This is a genomic window from Bacteroides muris (ex Afrizal et al. 2022) (assembly GCF_004793475.1).
Lineage (GTDB): Bacteria > Bacteroidota > Bacteroidia > Bacteroidales > Bacteroidaceae > Bacteroides > Bacteroides muris.
Map to the genome: position 1 here is coordinate 249,605 of NZ_SRYZ01000001.1, position 16,918 is coordinate 266,522.

Annotated in this window: 14 protein-coding genes; 4 read left to right on the plus strand and 10 right to left on the minus strand. The window is 46.4% G+C overall.

Translation table 11 applies throughout. From position 1 onward, the window contains the following. Positions 1-207: 207 nt before the first annotated feature. Positions 208-2,823 (minus strand): DNA mismatch repair protein MutS, encoded by a 2,616-nt coding sequence (gene mutS / locus E5355_RS00930; protein ID WP_136008790.1) that lies wholly within the window; start codon positions 2,821-2,823, stop codon positions 208-210. A gap of 945 nt (positions 2,824-3,768) precedes the next feature. Here mutS and E5355_RS00940 point away from each other — a divergent pair. From E5355_RS00940 to E5355_RS00950, 3 genes are read left to right on the plus strand one after another with little or no spacing between them, the layout of a single operon-like run. Then, positions 3,769-5,049, plus strand: a complete 1,281-nt coding sequence (locus tag E5355_RS00940; RefSeq protein WP_136008791.1) for an SH3 domain-containing protein — start codon at positions 3,769-3,771, stop codon at positions 5,047-5,049. Positions 5,050-5,060: 11 nt separating this feature from the next. Further along, on the plus strand, positions 5,061-5,789 hold the full coding sequence (locus E5355_RS00945; protein WP_136008792.1) for a zinc ribbon domain-containing protein: 729 nt from the start codon (positions 5,061-5,063) through the stop codon (positions 5,787-5,789). Between the two features lie 35 nt (positions 5,790-5,824). Then, complete coding sequence (locus E5355_RS00950) at positions 5,825-6,241, plus strand: zinc ribbon domain-containing protein (protein ID WP_136008793.1); 417 nt, start codon at positions 5,825-5,827, stop codon at positions 6,239-6,241. Between the two features lie 376 nt (positions 6,242-6,617). Here E5355_RS00950 and E5355_RS00955 read toward each other — a convergent pair whose 3' ends face one another. From E5355_RS00955 to E5355_RS00980, 7 genes are all read right to left on the minus strand, one after another. Further along, positions 6,618-7,430 (minus strand): SPFH domain-containing protein, encoded by an 813-nt coding sequence (locus tag E5355_RS00955; RefSeq protein WP_035457507.1) that lies wholly within the window; start codon positions 7,428-7,430, stop codon positions 6,618-6,620. A 142-nt stretch (positions 7,431-7,572) separates the two neighbouring features. Continuing rightward, a complete protein-coding gene (locus tag E5355_RS00960) occupies positions 7,573-7,710 on the minus strand; it encodes a hypothetical protein (RefSeq protein ID WP_196229118.1) in 138 nt (45 codons plus the stop codon). Between the two features lie 66 nt (positions 7,711-7,776). Beyond that, on the minus strand, positions 7,777-9,402 hold the full coding sequence (locus E5355_RS00965; protein WP_136008794.1) for a hypothetical protein: 1,626 nt from the start codon (positions 9,400-9,402) through the stop codon (positions 7,777-7,779). Continuing rightward, on the minus strand, positions 9,402-10,430 hold the full coding sequence (locus tag E5355_RS00970; protein WP_136008795.1) for an HlyD family secretion protein: 1,029 nt from the start codon (positions 10,428-10,430) through the stop codon (positions 9,402-9,404). Before E5355_RS00970 ends, E5355_RS00965 begins: the two co-directional genes overlap by 1 nt. Positions 10,431-10,432: 2 nt before the next feature. Then, positions 10,433-11,509, minus strand: coding sequence for a TolC family protein (locus E5355_RS00975; protein WP_246866856.1), 1,077 nt, complete (start codon positions 11,507-11,509; stop codon positions 10,433-10,435). Then, positions 11,454-11,816: a TolC family protein gene (locus E5355_RS19740; RefSeq protein WP_246866857.1), complete on the minus strand. Its 363-nt coding sequence runs from the start codon at positions 11,814-11,816 to the stop codon at positions 11,454-11,456. Before E5355_RS19740 ends, E5355_RS00975 begins: the two co-directional genes overlap by 56 nt. 445 nt (positions 11,817-12,261) lie before the next feature. After that, entirely contained in the window at positions 12,262-12,618 is a 357-nt protein-coding gene (locus E5355_RS00980) for a cupin domain-containing protein (RefSeq protein WP_136008796.1), read from the minus strand. Positions 12,619-12,817: 199 nt separating this feature from the next. Between E5355_RS00980 and E5355_RS00985 the strand changes: the two genes are divergently transcribed. Beyond that, positions 12,818-14,083: a S41 family peptidase gene (locus E5355_RS00985; protein ID WP_136008797.1), complete on the plus strand. Its 1,266-nt coding sequence runs from the start codon at positions 12,818-12,820 to the stop codon at positions 14,081-14,083. Positions 14,084-14,432: 349 nt separating this feature from the next. Here E5355_RS00985 and E5355_RS00990 read toward each other — a convergent pair whose 3' ends face one another. Both E5355_RS00990 and E5355_RS00995 read right to left on the minus strand, forming a co-directional pair. Beyond that, positions 14,433-14,651 (minus strand): DUF4185 domain-containing protein, encoded by a 219-nt coding sequence (locus tag E5355_RS00990; protein WP_246866858.1) that lies wholly within the window; start codon positions 14,649-14,651, stop codon positions 14,433-14,435. 251 nt (positions 14,652-14,902) lie between these two features. Continuing rightward, complete coding sequence (locus E5355_RS00995; RefSeq protein ID WP_136008798.1) at positions 14,903-16,846, minus strand: glycoside hydrolase family 172 protein; 1,944 nt, start codon at positions 16,844-16,846, stop codon at positions 14,903-14,905. Positions 16,847-16,918: the final 72 nt, after the last annotated feature.

The following is a 16,918-nucleotide window of genomic DNA, read 5'->3' on the forward strand; positions in this document are numbered from 1 at the left end:
TCATCTTATACCATCTGCATTTATTAAGAAGAAGCTATTTTTTTGAGTATCGCATTCACCGGGCGGCTTGCTACCGCAGCCGCAACAACACGAACTCACGAACAACCCAAATGAAATGACCAGAATATTTCGGGCGTGAACAAGGCATGCCAAACAGCTATCTCAATGCCCAATTCAACCTGGCCCCTTACTTGAAAGAGGGTGGAATCATTTCCCCTTCACTATCCTCTTTATATCATTCAGCTTGTTCAGCGCCTCCAGCGGCGTAAGGTTATTCACATCCAGATTCAGTATCTCGTCGCGTATCTGGCACAGCACCGGATCGTCGAGCTGGAAGAAGCTGAGTTGCATGCCGCCGCGCGTCTCTCCCACTTCCGGCATCGGCTTGCCGGAAATTCCCTGCTGGCGGTTGTCCGTTTCAAGTTGTTTCAGAATGTCGTTGGCACGCTTTACAATGCTTTTCGGCATACCTGCCATCTTTGCCACATGAATACCGAAGGAGTGCTCACTGCCACCCCGCTCCAGCTTACGCAGGAAAATGACCTTGTTATCTATCTCCTTGACCGACACATTGTAATTCTTGATGCGCCGGAAACTTTTCTCCATCTCGTTCAGTTCATGGTAGTGCGTGGCAAAGAGCGTGCGCGCTTTCGCTTTCGGATGCTCATGGATGTGCTCCACGATTGCCCAGGCGATGGAAATACCGTCATACGTGGAAGTGCCGCGTCCCAGCTCGTCGAACAGTACCAGGCTACGCGGAGAAAGGTTGTTCAGGATGTCTGCCGCCTCGTTCATCTCTACCATAAAGGTAGACTCGCCCACGGAAATATTATCGCTGGCCCCCACACGGGTGAATATCTTATCCACCAACCCGATATGGGCATTCTCCGCAGGTACGAAACTGCCGATTTGAGCCAGCAACGTAATCAATGCCGTCTGCCTCAGCAAAGCGGACTTACCCGCCATATTGGGACCTGTTATGATAATAATCTGCTGGGTCTGGCTATCCAGCATCACATCGTTGGCAATATACTTCTCGCCGATGGGAAGCTGTTTCTCAATCACCGGATGCCGTCCCTGGCGGATTTCCAGCACATCGTCGTCGGCAACGACGGGACGTATATAGTTGTTCTCGCGTGCTGCCGTGGCAAAGGAGAGCAGGCAGTCCAGACGCGCTATCTGGTTCGCATTGATCTGAATGGCAGGAATGAACTCGCTCAGAGATTGCACCAGCTCTGCATAGAGTTGTGTTTCCAGCACCAGTATCTTGTCCTCCGCGCCGAGAATCTTCTCTTCGTACTCCTTCAATTCCTGGGTAATGTAGCGTTCGGCATTGGCAAGGGTCTGCTTGCGTATCCACTCTGCCGGCACTTTGTCTTTATGCGTGTTGCGCACCTCGATGTAGTAGCCAAAGACATTATTGTAGCCTATCTTCAAGCTGGGAATTTCCGTCAGCTCGCTCTCGCGCTGCTGTATCTGCAACAAATAATCCTTACCGGAGTAAGCAATCCGGCGCAACTCGTCCAGTTCGGCACTGACACCGGACTTGATGACACCTCCTTTATTAATCAGCAACGGCGGGTCATTGTCTATCTCCCTGTCGATGCGGTCGCGGATGGACTGGCAGATGTTCAACTGTTCGCCTATATGATTCAGACTGGCATTGTCGGCCTCCATACAAGCCGCCTTGATGGGTTCAATGGCCTGCAAAGCCACCTTCAGCGCCACCACCTCACGCGGAGAGACACGGCCTACCGCCACTTTGGAGATGATACGTTCCAAGTCGCCTATCAAATGCAACTGTTCCTCTATCAGTTCCTTGAAATCGGGCTGGCGGAAGAAGTATTCCACCACATTCAGCCGCTCGTTAATCGGCTGCACGTCTTTCAACGGGAATACCAGCCAACGTTTCAGCAAGCGGGCACCCATCGGGCTGATGGTCTTGTCTATCACGTTCAGCAGACTGCTGCCGCCATCGTTCATGCTGCCCATCAGCTCCAGGCTGCGCACTGTGAACTTATCCAGGCGGACATACTTATCCTCCTCGATGCGTGCCAGCGAAGTAACATGCCCAATCTGCGTATGCTGCGTCATGATGAGGTATTGCAGGATGGCTCCCGAAGCTATGATGCCGTTCTTGAGATGCTCTACACCGAAGCCTTTCAGGTTCTTCACCTCGAAATGCTTCAGCAGCTTCTCCCGGGCCGAGGTCTCGGTAAACACCCAGTCGTCCAACTCGAAAGTGAAGAACTTGCTGCCGAAGTTTCCCTCGAACATCAAGCGCTTGCCACGCTCGAAAAGCACTTCTTTCGGAGCAAAATTGTTCAGCAGCTTGTCCACATAGTCGAACGGTCCCTCAGCCGTCAGAAATTCGCCCGTAGATATATCCAGAAAAGCCACCCCGCAAGCTCCTTTGCCGAAATGGACGGCAGCCAGGAAGTTGTTTTCCCGGTAGTTCAGCACATTGTCGTTGATGGATACTCCCGGCGTCACCAGTTCCGTGATGCCGCGCTTCACCAGCTTCTTCGTCAGCTTCGGGTCTTCCAGTTGGTCGCAAATAGCCACACGCTTACCGGCACGTATCAGTTTAGGCAGATAAGTATCGAGCGCATGATGTGGGAAACCAGCCATCTCGATGGTCTTCCCCTTGCCGTTGGCACGTTTGGTCAAGGTAATACCGAGAATTTCGGACGCAACGACAGCATCGGTGGAATAGGTTTCATAGAAGTCACCACAACGAAACAGCATGACAGCATCGGGATGCTTTGCCTTCAAGTCAAGGAACTGTTTCATCATCGGGGTAAGGACAATATCTTCGTGCATACGGGTCTATAGTTTTTAATTTCCAAAGCTTTGAGCCAAGAGAACAGAAGACCGCCAAGTAAAGCCCAAAACTTAATGTGACAAAGATAATTCTTTTTTAGAAAACACTCACGGAGAGGCTTCAAAACCTTAGCAAGCCTTAACAAAGAGACGCATTTTCCTAAAACATGTTATAAAACAGACTTTTTTATTTGCTTTATTTGGAGATAAGCAAAAAGTCCGTACCTTTGCAATGTGTTTTTCATAGTATTAGATTTAAGGTTAACAAAGGTTGGAGTACAGCGGTACTCCTTTTTTTATGCCTATACTCAGCATCATTGATGATGGCTTCTATAAACGGTTCAGGATTACTGTTTCTTTTGCTCTATATACCAAACATATTCGTAGTATTTATGCTGTCTTGATGGCACGGTGGCCGGCATTTTCCACCGCCCAGCATTACCGCGACCACGGTGCAGACCGACTACATCAAAAAAACAGGAAAAGGAAATGCTTCGTCCTGCGCATCAACGGGAAGAACATCCTCGACTGGTTTAGGAAGCAGTTCGAGAGGCTACTCCAACAATACAGCAACCACAACGAAAAAACAAGGAATTCAAACTGTAATGATTATAAATACTTATGTGCCAACATAAAAAATGCAGGAAATGTTATTGCACTTCCTACATTTTTCATATTTTTGCATTTGGAGAGAGGAAGCTCCCTCCAAGACATTTTAGAATTTGAAGAAGCGTTATGCTTATCTTGTGGTTGGGAACCTAGGAAATTCACAATTGTACACAAGGATAGCATAGTGGTTCTCACGCATATAGCGTGGGCTGCTATACCCATATCCGTGTACAAGGTTTTCCTAGGACCTCCAACCAGAACGTGGCATGCAGTCTCACGCTTTTATGTTGAATGGCCCCCGGAGAGGCTGAGGGAGGTAAATTTATTCGAAATATTATGAATGTGCGTTACCTATTGATTTTATGCGGTACGTTTTTGTTATTCATGGCCTGCAAAGACTCTCCCAAGCAAAAGTCTCCCTCTTTCTCAAAGAATCCAAACCACTCGTATGTAATTGCAATAAAGTCGGACATTAGTGTCAAAAAAGAACCGGTGGAAGGCAAGCTGGTAGGGTTCATTGAACGTGGAGAAATATGCGAACTGGTAGATTCGGTCAACGGATGGTATAAAGTGCGGCTACGTACAGGTGAAAAGGGCTATGTCAACAGCGAATTCTCCAAAGTGCTATCCCACGATTCTATTCCGAAAGAGGCTTTTGAATCGTATTGCCCTTTGGCAGAGCCTAGAGTTCAGTATGGCGACCTGTCCTTCAGGGTAGATGGAAATAATGTATTTATGGCGAGGGCCTACAATTCCGTGCCAGAAGATGGAGACCTTTGGAAATCGGTTTACCAAGGAGCAACAATCTATTATGGAAAGATAGAAGGAAACCGACTGGTCTTCACACGTAGCTTGTCACGCTTTGATTTGACTTTGGACTCCCTTGCTCCATCGGAGCTGGAGGAAATAGAGCCTTACACTGCGTATTATTCACCCGTAGAAAGAGGATTTATTTTTGAAGGAGCACTGTTCAAGGCTGTAGATTTGGATGAAGACTTGAATACGGTTTCAGTTAATGAAGATACTGGAGTTCCTCATCCTTTGTCGGCACGCAAAGGTCTCTGTATATATGTGAATGTAGAAAGTGTGGCTGATAGTGAAGGGAAATTTATTCGGTTTGATAAAGTAGGAAATATATTGGAAATCAGTGAAGGGAATGAATCTTCTACAACTTACAGTTATAATACCGAACGTACAAAATATAACAGAAGTAACTGGGGTTCTTATATCATTACATACAGTGACCATAAGAGGAGCGATATGAGTTCAGATGAGTCTGATATGGAAGGTTCTGTAGAATATCTTTTTGACGAGCAGGACAGAATCATAGAACGTAAAAATCAGGTAAAAATGATTTACCTCACAGAAAAATTTACTTACACCGGAGCGAACCTTCTTCCTGATAGTAAAAGTGTACACGATTACGATGAAACCGGAGATTATCTTACCACAGACAGGTATGAGTATCTGGAAGCGGACGAACACGGGAATTGGTTAAAGCGGAAAGTAATCCGCACCAATCAGGTAAAGGAGTATAAGGAGAATGGTGAGTCATTCTCTATCAAAACAGAGCCGGAACGTATCGAGACACAATCCCTTAAGTATTTCAACAACTAAAAATAACTATTATGAGTACGAAAATGAAATTCAAGTGTACTTCATGCCAACACATATTTGAACATGATGCTTATCAAAAAGAATGTTTCTGTCCGAAGTGTGGCAACACCAGTGAACGTTGTGCAGAAGAAGAACAGTTTATTGTCTGTAGTGAATGTGGAACTGAAATTCCTAACGGTGCAACATCGTGCCCCACATGCGGGTGCCCCATATCTGCCACGAAAAATCGCCATTGCCATGAATGTGGCGCTGAACTGGCTGATTGCGTACACGTTTGTCCGCAATGCGGATGTCCCGTTGTACCAGCTGCACCGATTGCCGTTTCACCCATCCCTCCGGTATCCATTACACAGACAACATCTCCTATAGAGGTTGAAGAGCAGGAACTTTCCCTTCCCCCAAGGAGCAGAGCTTTATATTGGTTTATTGGTGGTATTGTATTGGTGCTGTTAGTAAGTTTCGGTATATTTTATTATACGACCGATTATTTTAAGGATAAGACCACCACATTGGAATCTATCGTAGGTACTTCGCAGCAAGTAGTGACTGATGGTGTCAACCTACGTTTACGGTATGCACCATCGCCGGATGCAGAAACATACAAGTGGGCTGACGGAACTAACCGCCACCCGGAGAAAGGTGAACGGTTTCCTTATCTAGGAGACATAGGAGACTTTTATAGAATTGATTATAAAGGACTTGTACTATACGTTTCCAAACAACATACTCACCTAGAATAGTTTTTTTATTTATTAACGCTAAAATATTTTGTATTATGGCACTCATTTTTTGCTCCCATTGTGGAAAGCAGGTTTCGGACAAAGCCACCACCTGCCCTCATTGTAATGCAGTCCTGCAAGCAGGACAACCTCAGGTTCAACCTCAAACAGCCCAACAACCGTTCCAGCAGAACACGAATGCTACACAACAGTCGGTTTATGTAAATGTTCCCGGCAAGCAGTCCAATGGTATCGGTACTACCGGGCTGGTATTCGCCATTCTTGGAATCTTTCTTGGGTGGATACCTATTCTTGGGTGGATTATCTGGTTCTTCGGTGCGCTTTTTAGTTTCATCGGATTATTCAAAAGTCCGCGCGGCTGCGCCATTGCAGGTTTCATTATCTCATTTATATGGGTGATTGTCGTTGTGTTCGTCGTCGGGTCTATTGGAGCCTTTTCACTCTTTAGTTAATGGTCGTTATACATTGGTTCTATTGTTTAAGAATCTAAATACCAATTAAGTGGTGCTGGCAAAAAGAATAAATTCACTTTTTGCCAGCATATTTTGTCTTGTTCCTTTTGTATGGAAAACAAAAGAAAGTAGAGCTAAAGGGGCTTCATGATTTCATTCTCATATTAAAACGCTGAACAAACTTTTTGAAAAAGAATTAAACAGGCTCTTAGTATTTCTGCACTTCTGCTTGCATAATATTATTTTATTCGTATGCAGTATTGCCTGTTTCCTGCAATACTGCATTTCAAATTCTTGCTTACTAAGTGATTATCCGCGCGCACAATCAGTTCCTTTCCAAAAGAATCAAGTTGCTAATGAGTTCTCATAGAGATTGTTATTGCAGCTTCAAGAACGGCAGCGTATTCCCGCTCGTTGACAGCGGCAACTTCCCGTCCCATTTCTCCACAGCCTTGAGTTGAATCAATTCCGGCGTAATGCTTTGTTGAAGAATACGGTTGGCATCCGCCTTACCCTTGGCGGCAGCTACTACCTTTTCTGCCTCGGCTATGGCAGCTTTCTTTTCATTCTCCACCTTCAAGGCATTCTGCACAGCAGTGTTCTTGGCATCAATGGCCGCCTGCAAAGTCTCATTGGGTTTCACGGACGACTGGATATTGGTGAACGTAAAGCCACGCTTGCTCAGACGCTCTTTCAGCAGTTCCTCCACTTCTTTCTCGAAAGCGGGACGGTTGTTGATGAGCGAGTCCGTCTCATAGAGTCCTGCCACGTCCTTATAGGCATTCTTCACTTCCGTCAGAATGACGCTCTGCTCCAATTCTTCGGTAGTCTTGCGATAGCGCAAAAAGACCACCTTGGCATTGTCGCGCTCAATATAATACTCAATAGTAGGGTCTGTCTTGAAAATCGTACCTTTCTTATCTTGAATGTCAAAAGGCTCGTAGTCCACAATCTGCGCGAAAGCGGGATACTCAAAAAGCTGCTTGGCAAAGCGGTTGTAAACCACCCAACCCGTTTCCACCTTGGCATCGTCCACACCGCGCTCACTGCCTGCCAGGTTAACGATGATACCCGTCTGTCCCGAGTCAATACGCTCCACGGCAAACATGACCAAGAACAATACTATAATTCCAATGACTGAGACTCCTGCCGCACCTACTTTTACTGTTGATTTGTTTGTAATTCCCATGGCGTTTTCTGTTAGTTTAATGAATAATGTTACAAAGATATTCATAATTGTTTGTCCAAGAAAGGCAATCCGGTCATTTTTGGAAAGGAAAGGCCTCCCTCCCGCACATAGTGTAGAAAGGAGTCCCATAGTCTCCATATTTTCAGAATTTACTCAGCCCAGCAATGTTCACGATACGACCTGCCAGCAATGCTTTCTTCAGATAAGTACGGAAATCTTTCAGCGTACTGTAGGAATTACCCTCACTCACACCGGACATGACACTGATTTCCTTTGCCACCTCTTTCTGTTTTGCCGGATTGCTGCATTTATAAGTAATCGCAGGATATCTCTTTTTTGCAAAGCTTTATTTCCTTCTCGCAAGATACTCGATGGCATAAACCGGCCAGCGGGGAACTTTGCGGATATTTGTACGGACAGCAGGAATGTCGCACAGCAGGAAGAGGGCGGCAAGGCCTAAAGCGAACCAGATAACATAGCCATAAACCTGCTTCATTGCCACCATCATCATGGAGTGCAGGAAGTTGCGGCCAACGTATTCCCCGAGGTTGAAGTGCGCCATATCCAAGTGCGTGAGAGTGAGTTGCTGTCCGTAGCTCATCATGTTGTCGTTCATAAAGTGCGAGAAGATAGTGGTATAAATGCCATAACCTGCTGCTCCTGCCAGATACATATGGAGGATGTTGAACACGAACAAGCTCATGAAGAACTGCTCAAGACTCGGTACCGATTCGTCTAAAGCCCACATCAATGTTGGGGCAAGGATGGCATATGCAAATCCTCGCAAGAAGATGGCAAAGCGATACTGCTCGATATGGACGTTTATGTCCAGCGTGAAGTACATCAGCATGCCATAGAGTGCGATACCGATGAAGGCAATGCCGAAGAGTTTCCACACCTTCCACTTCTTGATTTTCAGCCAATAGAGATCGAGCAGGATACCGAGATACATGCCGAGAAGCGCCCACATATACTGCATCTCTTTGGTCAGTTCCTCCAGCCGGAGGACCTCGCTGTAAAGTATCTCTTCCATCGTGTGTTCAGCACCGAAAGCGAGTTCGGTAAAGAAGGTGACGATGAGGATGGGAACAACGTTGCGATATCTAAAAAGACTAAGCTCGATGTAGGGGTAACGGTAGTAGCGCAGGCGGTAGAGCACAATGCCGAAAAGCACAATGGCAGCACCGAACAGAAGACGTATGCGGAGGGTATCGAACCACATGAAATAGTCGCCGTACACCACAATGTACGACACCACGAGCATCAGTCCGCAGATGAGCAATGCTCCCTGAAAGTCGATACCTTTGAGCGACAGACGCTGGGGCATGGGACAAAACGGACGGCAGAAGACGTTCTGCGTGAGCAATACGAACAACATAGTGCCGATGGTAAAGACATGCATCATCTGCCATGTGAAATGATGACCGAACCAAGCGGCAAGCCATCCGCTACCCTCGATGGCGGTGAGCAGGATGATGTGAAGCACGGGGAAGAAAACGGCAAAATCGCGTCGGGGGGTAATCCAAAGCTGGATGTTGCTCATGCACTCGAACGTGCCCTGTATCTTAGCCATCCCGGCCATGAAGCACACTATCATGAGCACAGGCATCGACTGGCAATGCATCGTCAGCACATTGCATACAGCAAGAACAATAGCAGAACCGCAGAGCAACTGCTTGTTGGTAAAGCGGAGCTTCATGCGGAAAAGCATAGGAAAATAGACTGCCATGCCCGCGAGGGTGGCATAAAGCAGAAAGAGCACGTCCTCAATCATGAAGTCAGTGGTGCCACGAATGCCATCCAGCGCACCAAGGTAGATGCTGCCGCCGAACTGGAAGCAAAGAGCGGTCAGCACGTACAGCCACGGCTGTATCCGGCGAAGCACCCACCCCTTCATCATAGGCATGGAAAAGCCCATGCCGGGTGGAGGGCCACCGGCGCTCTTCATAAAGAATTCAGTCAATTGTCCCATTATTCCTCAACGATACATTCCACATTATAACCGCCTTTGAGTCTGGCAACATTAGCATTCTCATCGAGCTTGATACGTACGGTGACGCGCTGTTCGACCTTCACAAAATTACCCGTGGCATTGTCGATGGGAATAAGTGAGAAGGCACTGCCGGTAGCATCAGAGATACGTTCCACCGTACCCGTATATTGTATACCGGGAACGGCATCGGCTGTAATCTCGGCCTTACTGCCCACCTTGATATGAGGCAACTGGCTTTCCTTGTAGTTCGCCTCAACCCAACGTTCACCATCGTCAACGATACTCACCAGCGTCTGGCCCGGATTGACAAGCTGACCTATGTGAATATCCTTCGTACCAACGGTACCGTTACAAGTGGCAATGATGTAGCAAAAAGAGAGGTTGAGACGGGCGAGGTCGACGGCACGACAAGCCAGCTCGATGCCCTGCTCCGAAGCGGAAAGGTGATGCCCCTGTTCGACCACGACAGCCGACTGCATCTGACGTGAACGAACCGCCTGCTCGTAGGCTGCCTTGGCACTAAGATAAACCGTATGTACCTTGTCATACTGTTGTCGGGTAACAGCATCCTGACTGAGGAGCTTCTTGAAACGAGCATCCTCACGCATGGCATTCTCCATCTGCACACGTGCGGATTCGATGCCTGCCTCGGTAACGGTCATGCTTGTTTTGGTGGTAACGATACTGCTTGCCGTTCCCTGCGAACCCTGTTCGGCACGGAGAAGATTTGTCTCGGCTTGGGCCAGTCGCAAGCGAAATTCGGCATCCTCGATGATGGCAAGCGTATCACCTTTCTTTACCTGCTGAAAATCCGCGAACCGTACCTCACGGATGAAGCCTTGCACACGGCTGCTCTGAGGCACGATGTTCTGGCGCACACGGGCATTGTCGGTAAATTCTCCACTGCCGAAGTGCATAAACTGGCTCACCACATAAACAGCTCCACCCAAGAGGCAAAACACGATAAGCGCATTGTATAAATAGATATGTATCTTGTTCTTTTCCATTATTATAAAGTATTTGTTACGTATTTGAGTGTATAGAAATTATAAAGCATGCCGATGCGGGCATTAACCAGCGCCATTTCTGCAGAAAGTTTCATGTTGGAGGCATCGACCATGTCGGTAAGGAGCGCAAGGTCGTTCTGATAACGATTCTGCACCACAGAGTAGTTCTGATTGGCAAGTTCCACCTGCTTCTGCTGTGTCTTCACCTCGGTGTAGGACGTAAGGAGGTTGATGTAGTTTGCCTCTACAGCATTCTCCACACCCTCACGGGCCAAGGCGAGCACTTCCCTCGACTGCCGATGTTCAGTACGTGCCTTGCGGATGTGGTGTTTGTTCTTCCAAAGACTGCCAAGATTGAACTTTACGCCTATCCCTACAAACCACAAATTTACATTGCAATCCTTCGGGATGAGGTCTTGTGTATAAGGTCCAAAGAGATGATTCTCTGCCACAACAGCCACAGAAGGTAATGATTCCGCCTTTGCTTGCTTCACCTTCTGCTCTGCAAGATTTGTGGCAATTGTTGCCTGGCTGATACCAAGATTGTTCTCCGTTGCCGTCTGCTGCCATGTGTCTTGAACGGCGATTGCCGAGAGTGCATTTATTTCTGTATTTAGCTCATTCTCATCGGGAACTATAACCGTCTGCTCCGGTAAATGAAGCGTTGTAACTAGTTGATGGTTAATGATGGTAGAAGCATCGGTGAGCCTTGTCAGTGTGAGTTCAAGACTCTGCAACTGATATTCATAGCGAGTGATGTCGTTCTGCAAAACAGTACCCTGCTCACGGCGGGCTTTCATTTGGTCAATCTCCTTCTGCGTAAGTGCGATATTCTGACGCACCACTTCTATCTGATTGCCTAACTTGTAGAGGTCAAGATAGTAACCCGTCAACAAGAAGCGCACCTCCTGGCGGTTTTTCTCCACATCGAGTTCTGCCATCTTTTTGCCCAATTCCGCCATGCGGATGCCCGAACGGATAGCGCCACCGGCATACACAACCTGCGACACCCGAGCCGTGAAACTATTTCCCCAATGGGGGGTGTCCTGCTTGCCGTTTGCCACAGGAATAGCCCCCATACCCTGGCACGATGTAGTCTGTCACTCCATCGGTCGAAAAACCTCGCGACAGCATGAAGGCATTGCCCGTATAACTGCCCTGAAGGCTCAAATCCACACTCGGCAGCAAAGCCGATCTGGCTACTGCCACCCCTTCGCTGGCTGCCTGCAAAGCCACTTCACTCACCCTCACTTTCTGACTCTGTTGGTCAGCAAGATTGTAAAGTGCCGTGAGTGTCATCGCCTGCACAGCCTTGTCTTGTGCATATATAGGCATAAGACAAAGCTCTCCGGCCATCAGAGCGACAACCAGAGCTGAATAAACCATAAGTTTGTTCATGAAATAAAAATAAATGTATTGTTGTTCATTATTTTTTCCTCTAACCGTTAACTATAAGCCGTTAACCTCTGTTCATTCCCTCGGAAATACTAATAATGAACCATAAGAGTCCGGACAGCACAACATCTGCCACAATGCGCTACAAACGACCTCATCAGGGAATATAAAAAAGATGAGAACCGAATTTCGAGCACTATTGATTAAGAAATCCGGTGCAAAAGTACAAATAAAAAGTCGAAATAGGGTTCAAAAAAGTCGGTAAGTATCAAAAATTAATGTTTGAAAAGTATGGTATCATCCTTTTTCTTATTGACAATTTTAACTTAAAACAAATCGTAGTCAATAAATCACTGCACATCATATAGTAATAGGGAATAGCCTGCACCACAGCCCATCCCCTATCACCTTAATTTTACTTGTGTGACTTCTCCTCTTACTTCACCACACCGTCCGTCATCGTAAAGCCTTCCAGCGAACCGGCTTTCACCTGAATACAAATCACACTGATAGCACTATCTGCCGCAGCCGACAATTGGCGTTCTCCTGCCGGAGCCACGCGAAGCCAGTCACCCGCCTGCAGCTCTAAGGTTTCTCCGTCAATCACCATGGTGCCATGTCCGGAGAGGACGGCATAAATTTCTTCATTTTGCTTGTGCGAATGCACAAAAGGTACTCCTGCACCAGCCGGCAAATTGCTGATAGATACTTCTGCACCAGTCAGATTCAATGAATCGTGCAACTCGACACGTGCCTCGCCTGCGGGCACATTTACTTTCTGATAGTTCTTCATAATCACTTCTCCTTAGTATGTTTTGATTTACGGCTGCAAAGTTAGCCAACTACCAGACATCGTACAAGAAGGCACTTGAAGCTCAGTTAGTTACCTCCATGTTACCATTATTGGCAAATAAGGAGTTAGAAAAATAAGATTAACGAAAATTATTACTATTTTTGCCGAAAAAGCAAATATCGACTAAACTCTATAAAACATGAAGATTCTGAAAAAAATTTCAAAAGTAATAGTCATCGTAATGGCTGTACTGGCAACCATTTGGTGTGGTTTGTATGTTTATGCCAACTATTTCTATAATGACAAGCAGATTGATGTAGAAAACTTCTACATCGCGGAACTACCGTTAACCCCCTCGCAGTTTGAAGAAGATTTCAAAGAAATACACCAGATTGTCATGGAGAATTATTCATTATACCAAGCCAAGCATCTGAATATGGATTCATTGTATCAAGCTTGTGACGCCCGCGTTCGCCAGGCGCAGACCCCCACAGACTACGGACTGATAGTGCAGGAATACATCTCTGCCTTACAATGTGCCCACGCCATTACCTGCTACAAGAGGTACACAGCCAATCAGCGCGTAGCCTTTATAAAGGATTCCTTGTTCGTTGACAAACCCAATGACTATCTGACAGAATACGGATTCCAGGACAAAGACCGGATTATAGCTATCAACGGATTCCCCTATAAACAATGGATTGAACAGAACGAAAAATATACCGAAGCATCTACCATCCCCTACAGACGGCTCCGTACAGCCTATGATGCGTTCCGGAGTTATGCAGACACCTTAAGAAACTATACATTGCTGAGAGGGAGCGATACCCTGACCGTCACCCTTCCCTTGAAACAAAGGGACTATTTTCCGGATAACGAAGAACAAACTGTGGAGAGCAGGATATTACAAGACAGCATCGGTTACCTTACCATCAAAACCATGATGAACCCCGTCATGGAAGATTTCAAGGCAGTTTATCCCAAAGTCAAGGATTTACCATACCTCATTATAGACGTACGTAGAAACGGAGGAGGAAACAGCATGAATGGAGTAGACATCTGCAAGTACTTCATCCGCGAAGCACAACTACACTGCGTCAGCAAGAACTACATCATGCAACCCGAAACCGACGCCTATAAAGGTAAAATCTACCTGCTGACCGACACTTATACACTCTCTGCTGCCGAAAGCTTCACACTTGACATGAAGGAAAGCGGCCATGTCACCCTCATCGGTGAAGCCACTGGAGGGGATACCGGCAATGAGCCCCGTCCTTTCTGCACTAAACAGCGAACCTATTTCCGTATTCCTACCCGCCAGCCGGATGTCTCTCCCAAAGGTTTCCCTATGGAAGGTATAGGCATACCACCCCATCATCAAGCATCCCAAACCGTAGCAGATTTCATGAAGGATGAAGATACAGTCCTGAATTATGCTGTCGGACTGATAACAGAGAAACAATAATACATTTCCTCAACGAAAAAAAGCCAAGTATCAAAGGTATCTCACCTCACGATACTTGGCTCTTTTATATTGAAAACATTTCTACATTGGCAGTAATATTATGTAACAGTAGTAAATTGTCTGATATCAGAACTAGCGGAAAATTTATGGTATGACGTTCCAAAAAAATGAAATTGTCTCTGCAACAAGTGGATTTATACTTGCCTTATCGTAACGGTGGCATCTACGGACACCCAAACAAGAGATACAGACTTTCCGTTTCATGCGCATATATCTTCCCCCTTCATATTCATGCAATACTGTCATACAAAGAGAAGAAGAATAAATCAGAAGAGCAGTACATATACTGCTAATTTATTATAATATAGAATCCTTGCTTGTGGTCTGGAGATTCCGGTTTCATATCGGCACACATTAGGAAAGCATTGTACGGCCCCCACATGGACATGATGAACCAAAGCTGCTCATCATTGTCCTTCTGCGGATGTATGTAAGCGCAATACAAAGCAGGATACCTATCTGCTTCCGCCAATACTTTCGGCTCGTCCCAGTATTCATAGGCCTTCATATCCAGAAGATTGTTCTCAAGGAAACACGCCAGATACGCAGCATCACCACGTCATATAAATCCATCCGTCACGTTTGGCAATTCCTTCCCTGCATCGGCATCTTTACAACCCGCAACTCCCAATAAGCCGGAAGCTACAATACTATACAGTAAAACTTGTTTTGTTTCCATTCCCAATTCACATTTATCAAATGGGGCTGCCGACGAAACAGCCACTGCCTTGTTTCGTGGACAGACCAACTCTATCTATCTCATTCTTTTATTCTTTCCAGAATAATCAATCCCAATTCAAATTGATCTCCACCCTGGTTGTTTCTCACATGGAAAGTAATAGTATTGGTTTGTTCCGTCAGATTGATATCACCTACATGTACTCTCGTCTTTTCTACTTCTTTACCATTCTTAGTGGAAATCCAATCGGATAACTGTTTCTGTCGCTGCCAAATTTGAAAATCCGCACCATTTGGCTTTTCAAAATAGTTAATCAGCAAACGGTACCTGCCTTCGGGCACATCGGTCAGATTGATACGAACCACACCTCCGTGACAGGTGTTCATGCGGATGCCACGATCATTGGATACCTGAATGCCTCCACCCACTGTCATTTCCATCAACTGAGGGAAATAAATATGTTCGGTAGGCAAGTAAACCACACGTTGTTCCGCAGAAGGTTCTTCCCTATTTTGCAAAGGACGGTCAGAGTAAAAGAGACCAATGGAAATATAATCCACCGGGAAGTTATTTTTTACCTCACCGTGTTCCATTCCATGATAGATTTCCTTTTCATAAGACATCTTGTCGACCAAGAAGAAGCGGTAACCGCCGGTACGCGCCATCGGAAGCGAATAGTCCAGACAACCATGAAGGGGAAGACTGTTTCCTCTGTCCCAACGGTCCAGGCAAGCATACCAACCGCCGTTATAATAGTCTTCGGAACCGGTACCATGCAGGCGTGCCTTCTTATCTACATAGGTCGTATCGTCTCCCTCAAAGAAGAGGGTCATACCCGGACGCAATCCCTGCGCTTGGTGGATGGTGCCTATATAGTGTCCCTTTCCTTTTTGTGCTGCAAACTTATGGAAGGTGCCGAGCGGAGTCTTCTCCCTGCGCCATGTAGAATAGAATTTACCTTCTTGCTTGGCATTGCGCTTGTTACTGTTATAATACACCTTCACATTTACGGAAACAGGGGATTGCTGAACGTCTTCTCTCTTCTTATAAATTATCTTCATGGAAGCCGATTCATCGAAAGGCATCGGCAGGTAACAGTAGTTGGAAGTACCCTGCTTACCCATCAGAATGCTGCGCATGGCTCCTTTGCCATAAGCGTAGCCAAAGAAGTCGGCAACGGGAGCATAGATAGCCTCCACTTTCTCATTGTCCCACCTGGCAGAAAGAAGCACATCCTTGTACAAGCCTTCGAAAGAGCTACCGCCGTCAATCGTCATACCGACAATACGTCCCGGCTCCTCCATCTCAAAGAAAGAAACTTCTTCGCCCGGATTGATGGTGAATGTCTTCTCCATAGTCTGCGTGACGGCAGACTTTCCGAACGTATAGTTGGTGACGGCGGGAGTCAAATCAGCCCATACCTTGTTCACCTCGGCCAGCAACTCCTTATCCTGCTGTGAGAATTCACCGGTATAGGTTTCCACCTTCTTTCCCGGAAGGTTACGGTATTGTATCTGAATGAATTCCAACTTAGGTCCGTCGAAAACAATCTTGCAGGACTTTTTGTACGTAATGGGCAGATAACAATAAAAGCCACCGATTTCATTGCCGCAGACCGGCTTCGTAAACGGATAAACCTTACCGGAAAACAAGTCCGAGAACTTTATTTTCAAACCGGGTTCTTTCTGTCCGTCAAAATAGAAATAGAGCATGTTGTCCGTCGGTGTGGGTGTCCAGATGCGGTTGATGACTCCGGGACCTTCCATCTCGGCAATCACCAGCCTATCATCTTCCTTGCGGAGGAAAGAATAAGTCCCGGCAAAACCATCGTCGTTGCCCCATGTCCTGTCGTAGCTCGAAAACTGCTCCACATAAGAGCCCGTACGATATTCGGGCAGTTTATCCACTCTTTTCAACAACTCCAGCTCGTCTGTCCATCTGTACGGATTCTGAGCCATTACATACGAGCCTGCCCACAAAACGGCAGACAAGAAAACTGAAACTTTCTTTAGGGTAATCTCCATAGATTATTTGTTATATGTTTATTAAAAAGGCAAGGAGAGAATGCCTGCTTAAACGGTATCTCTCCTCACTGA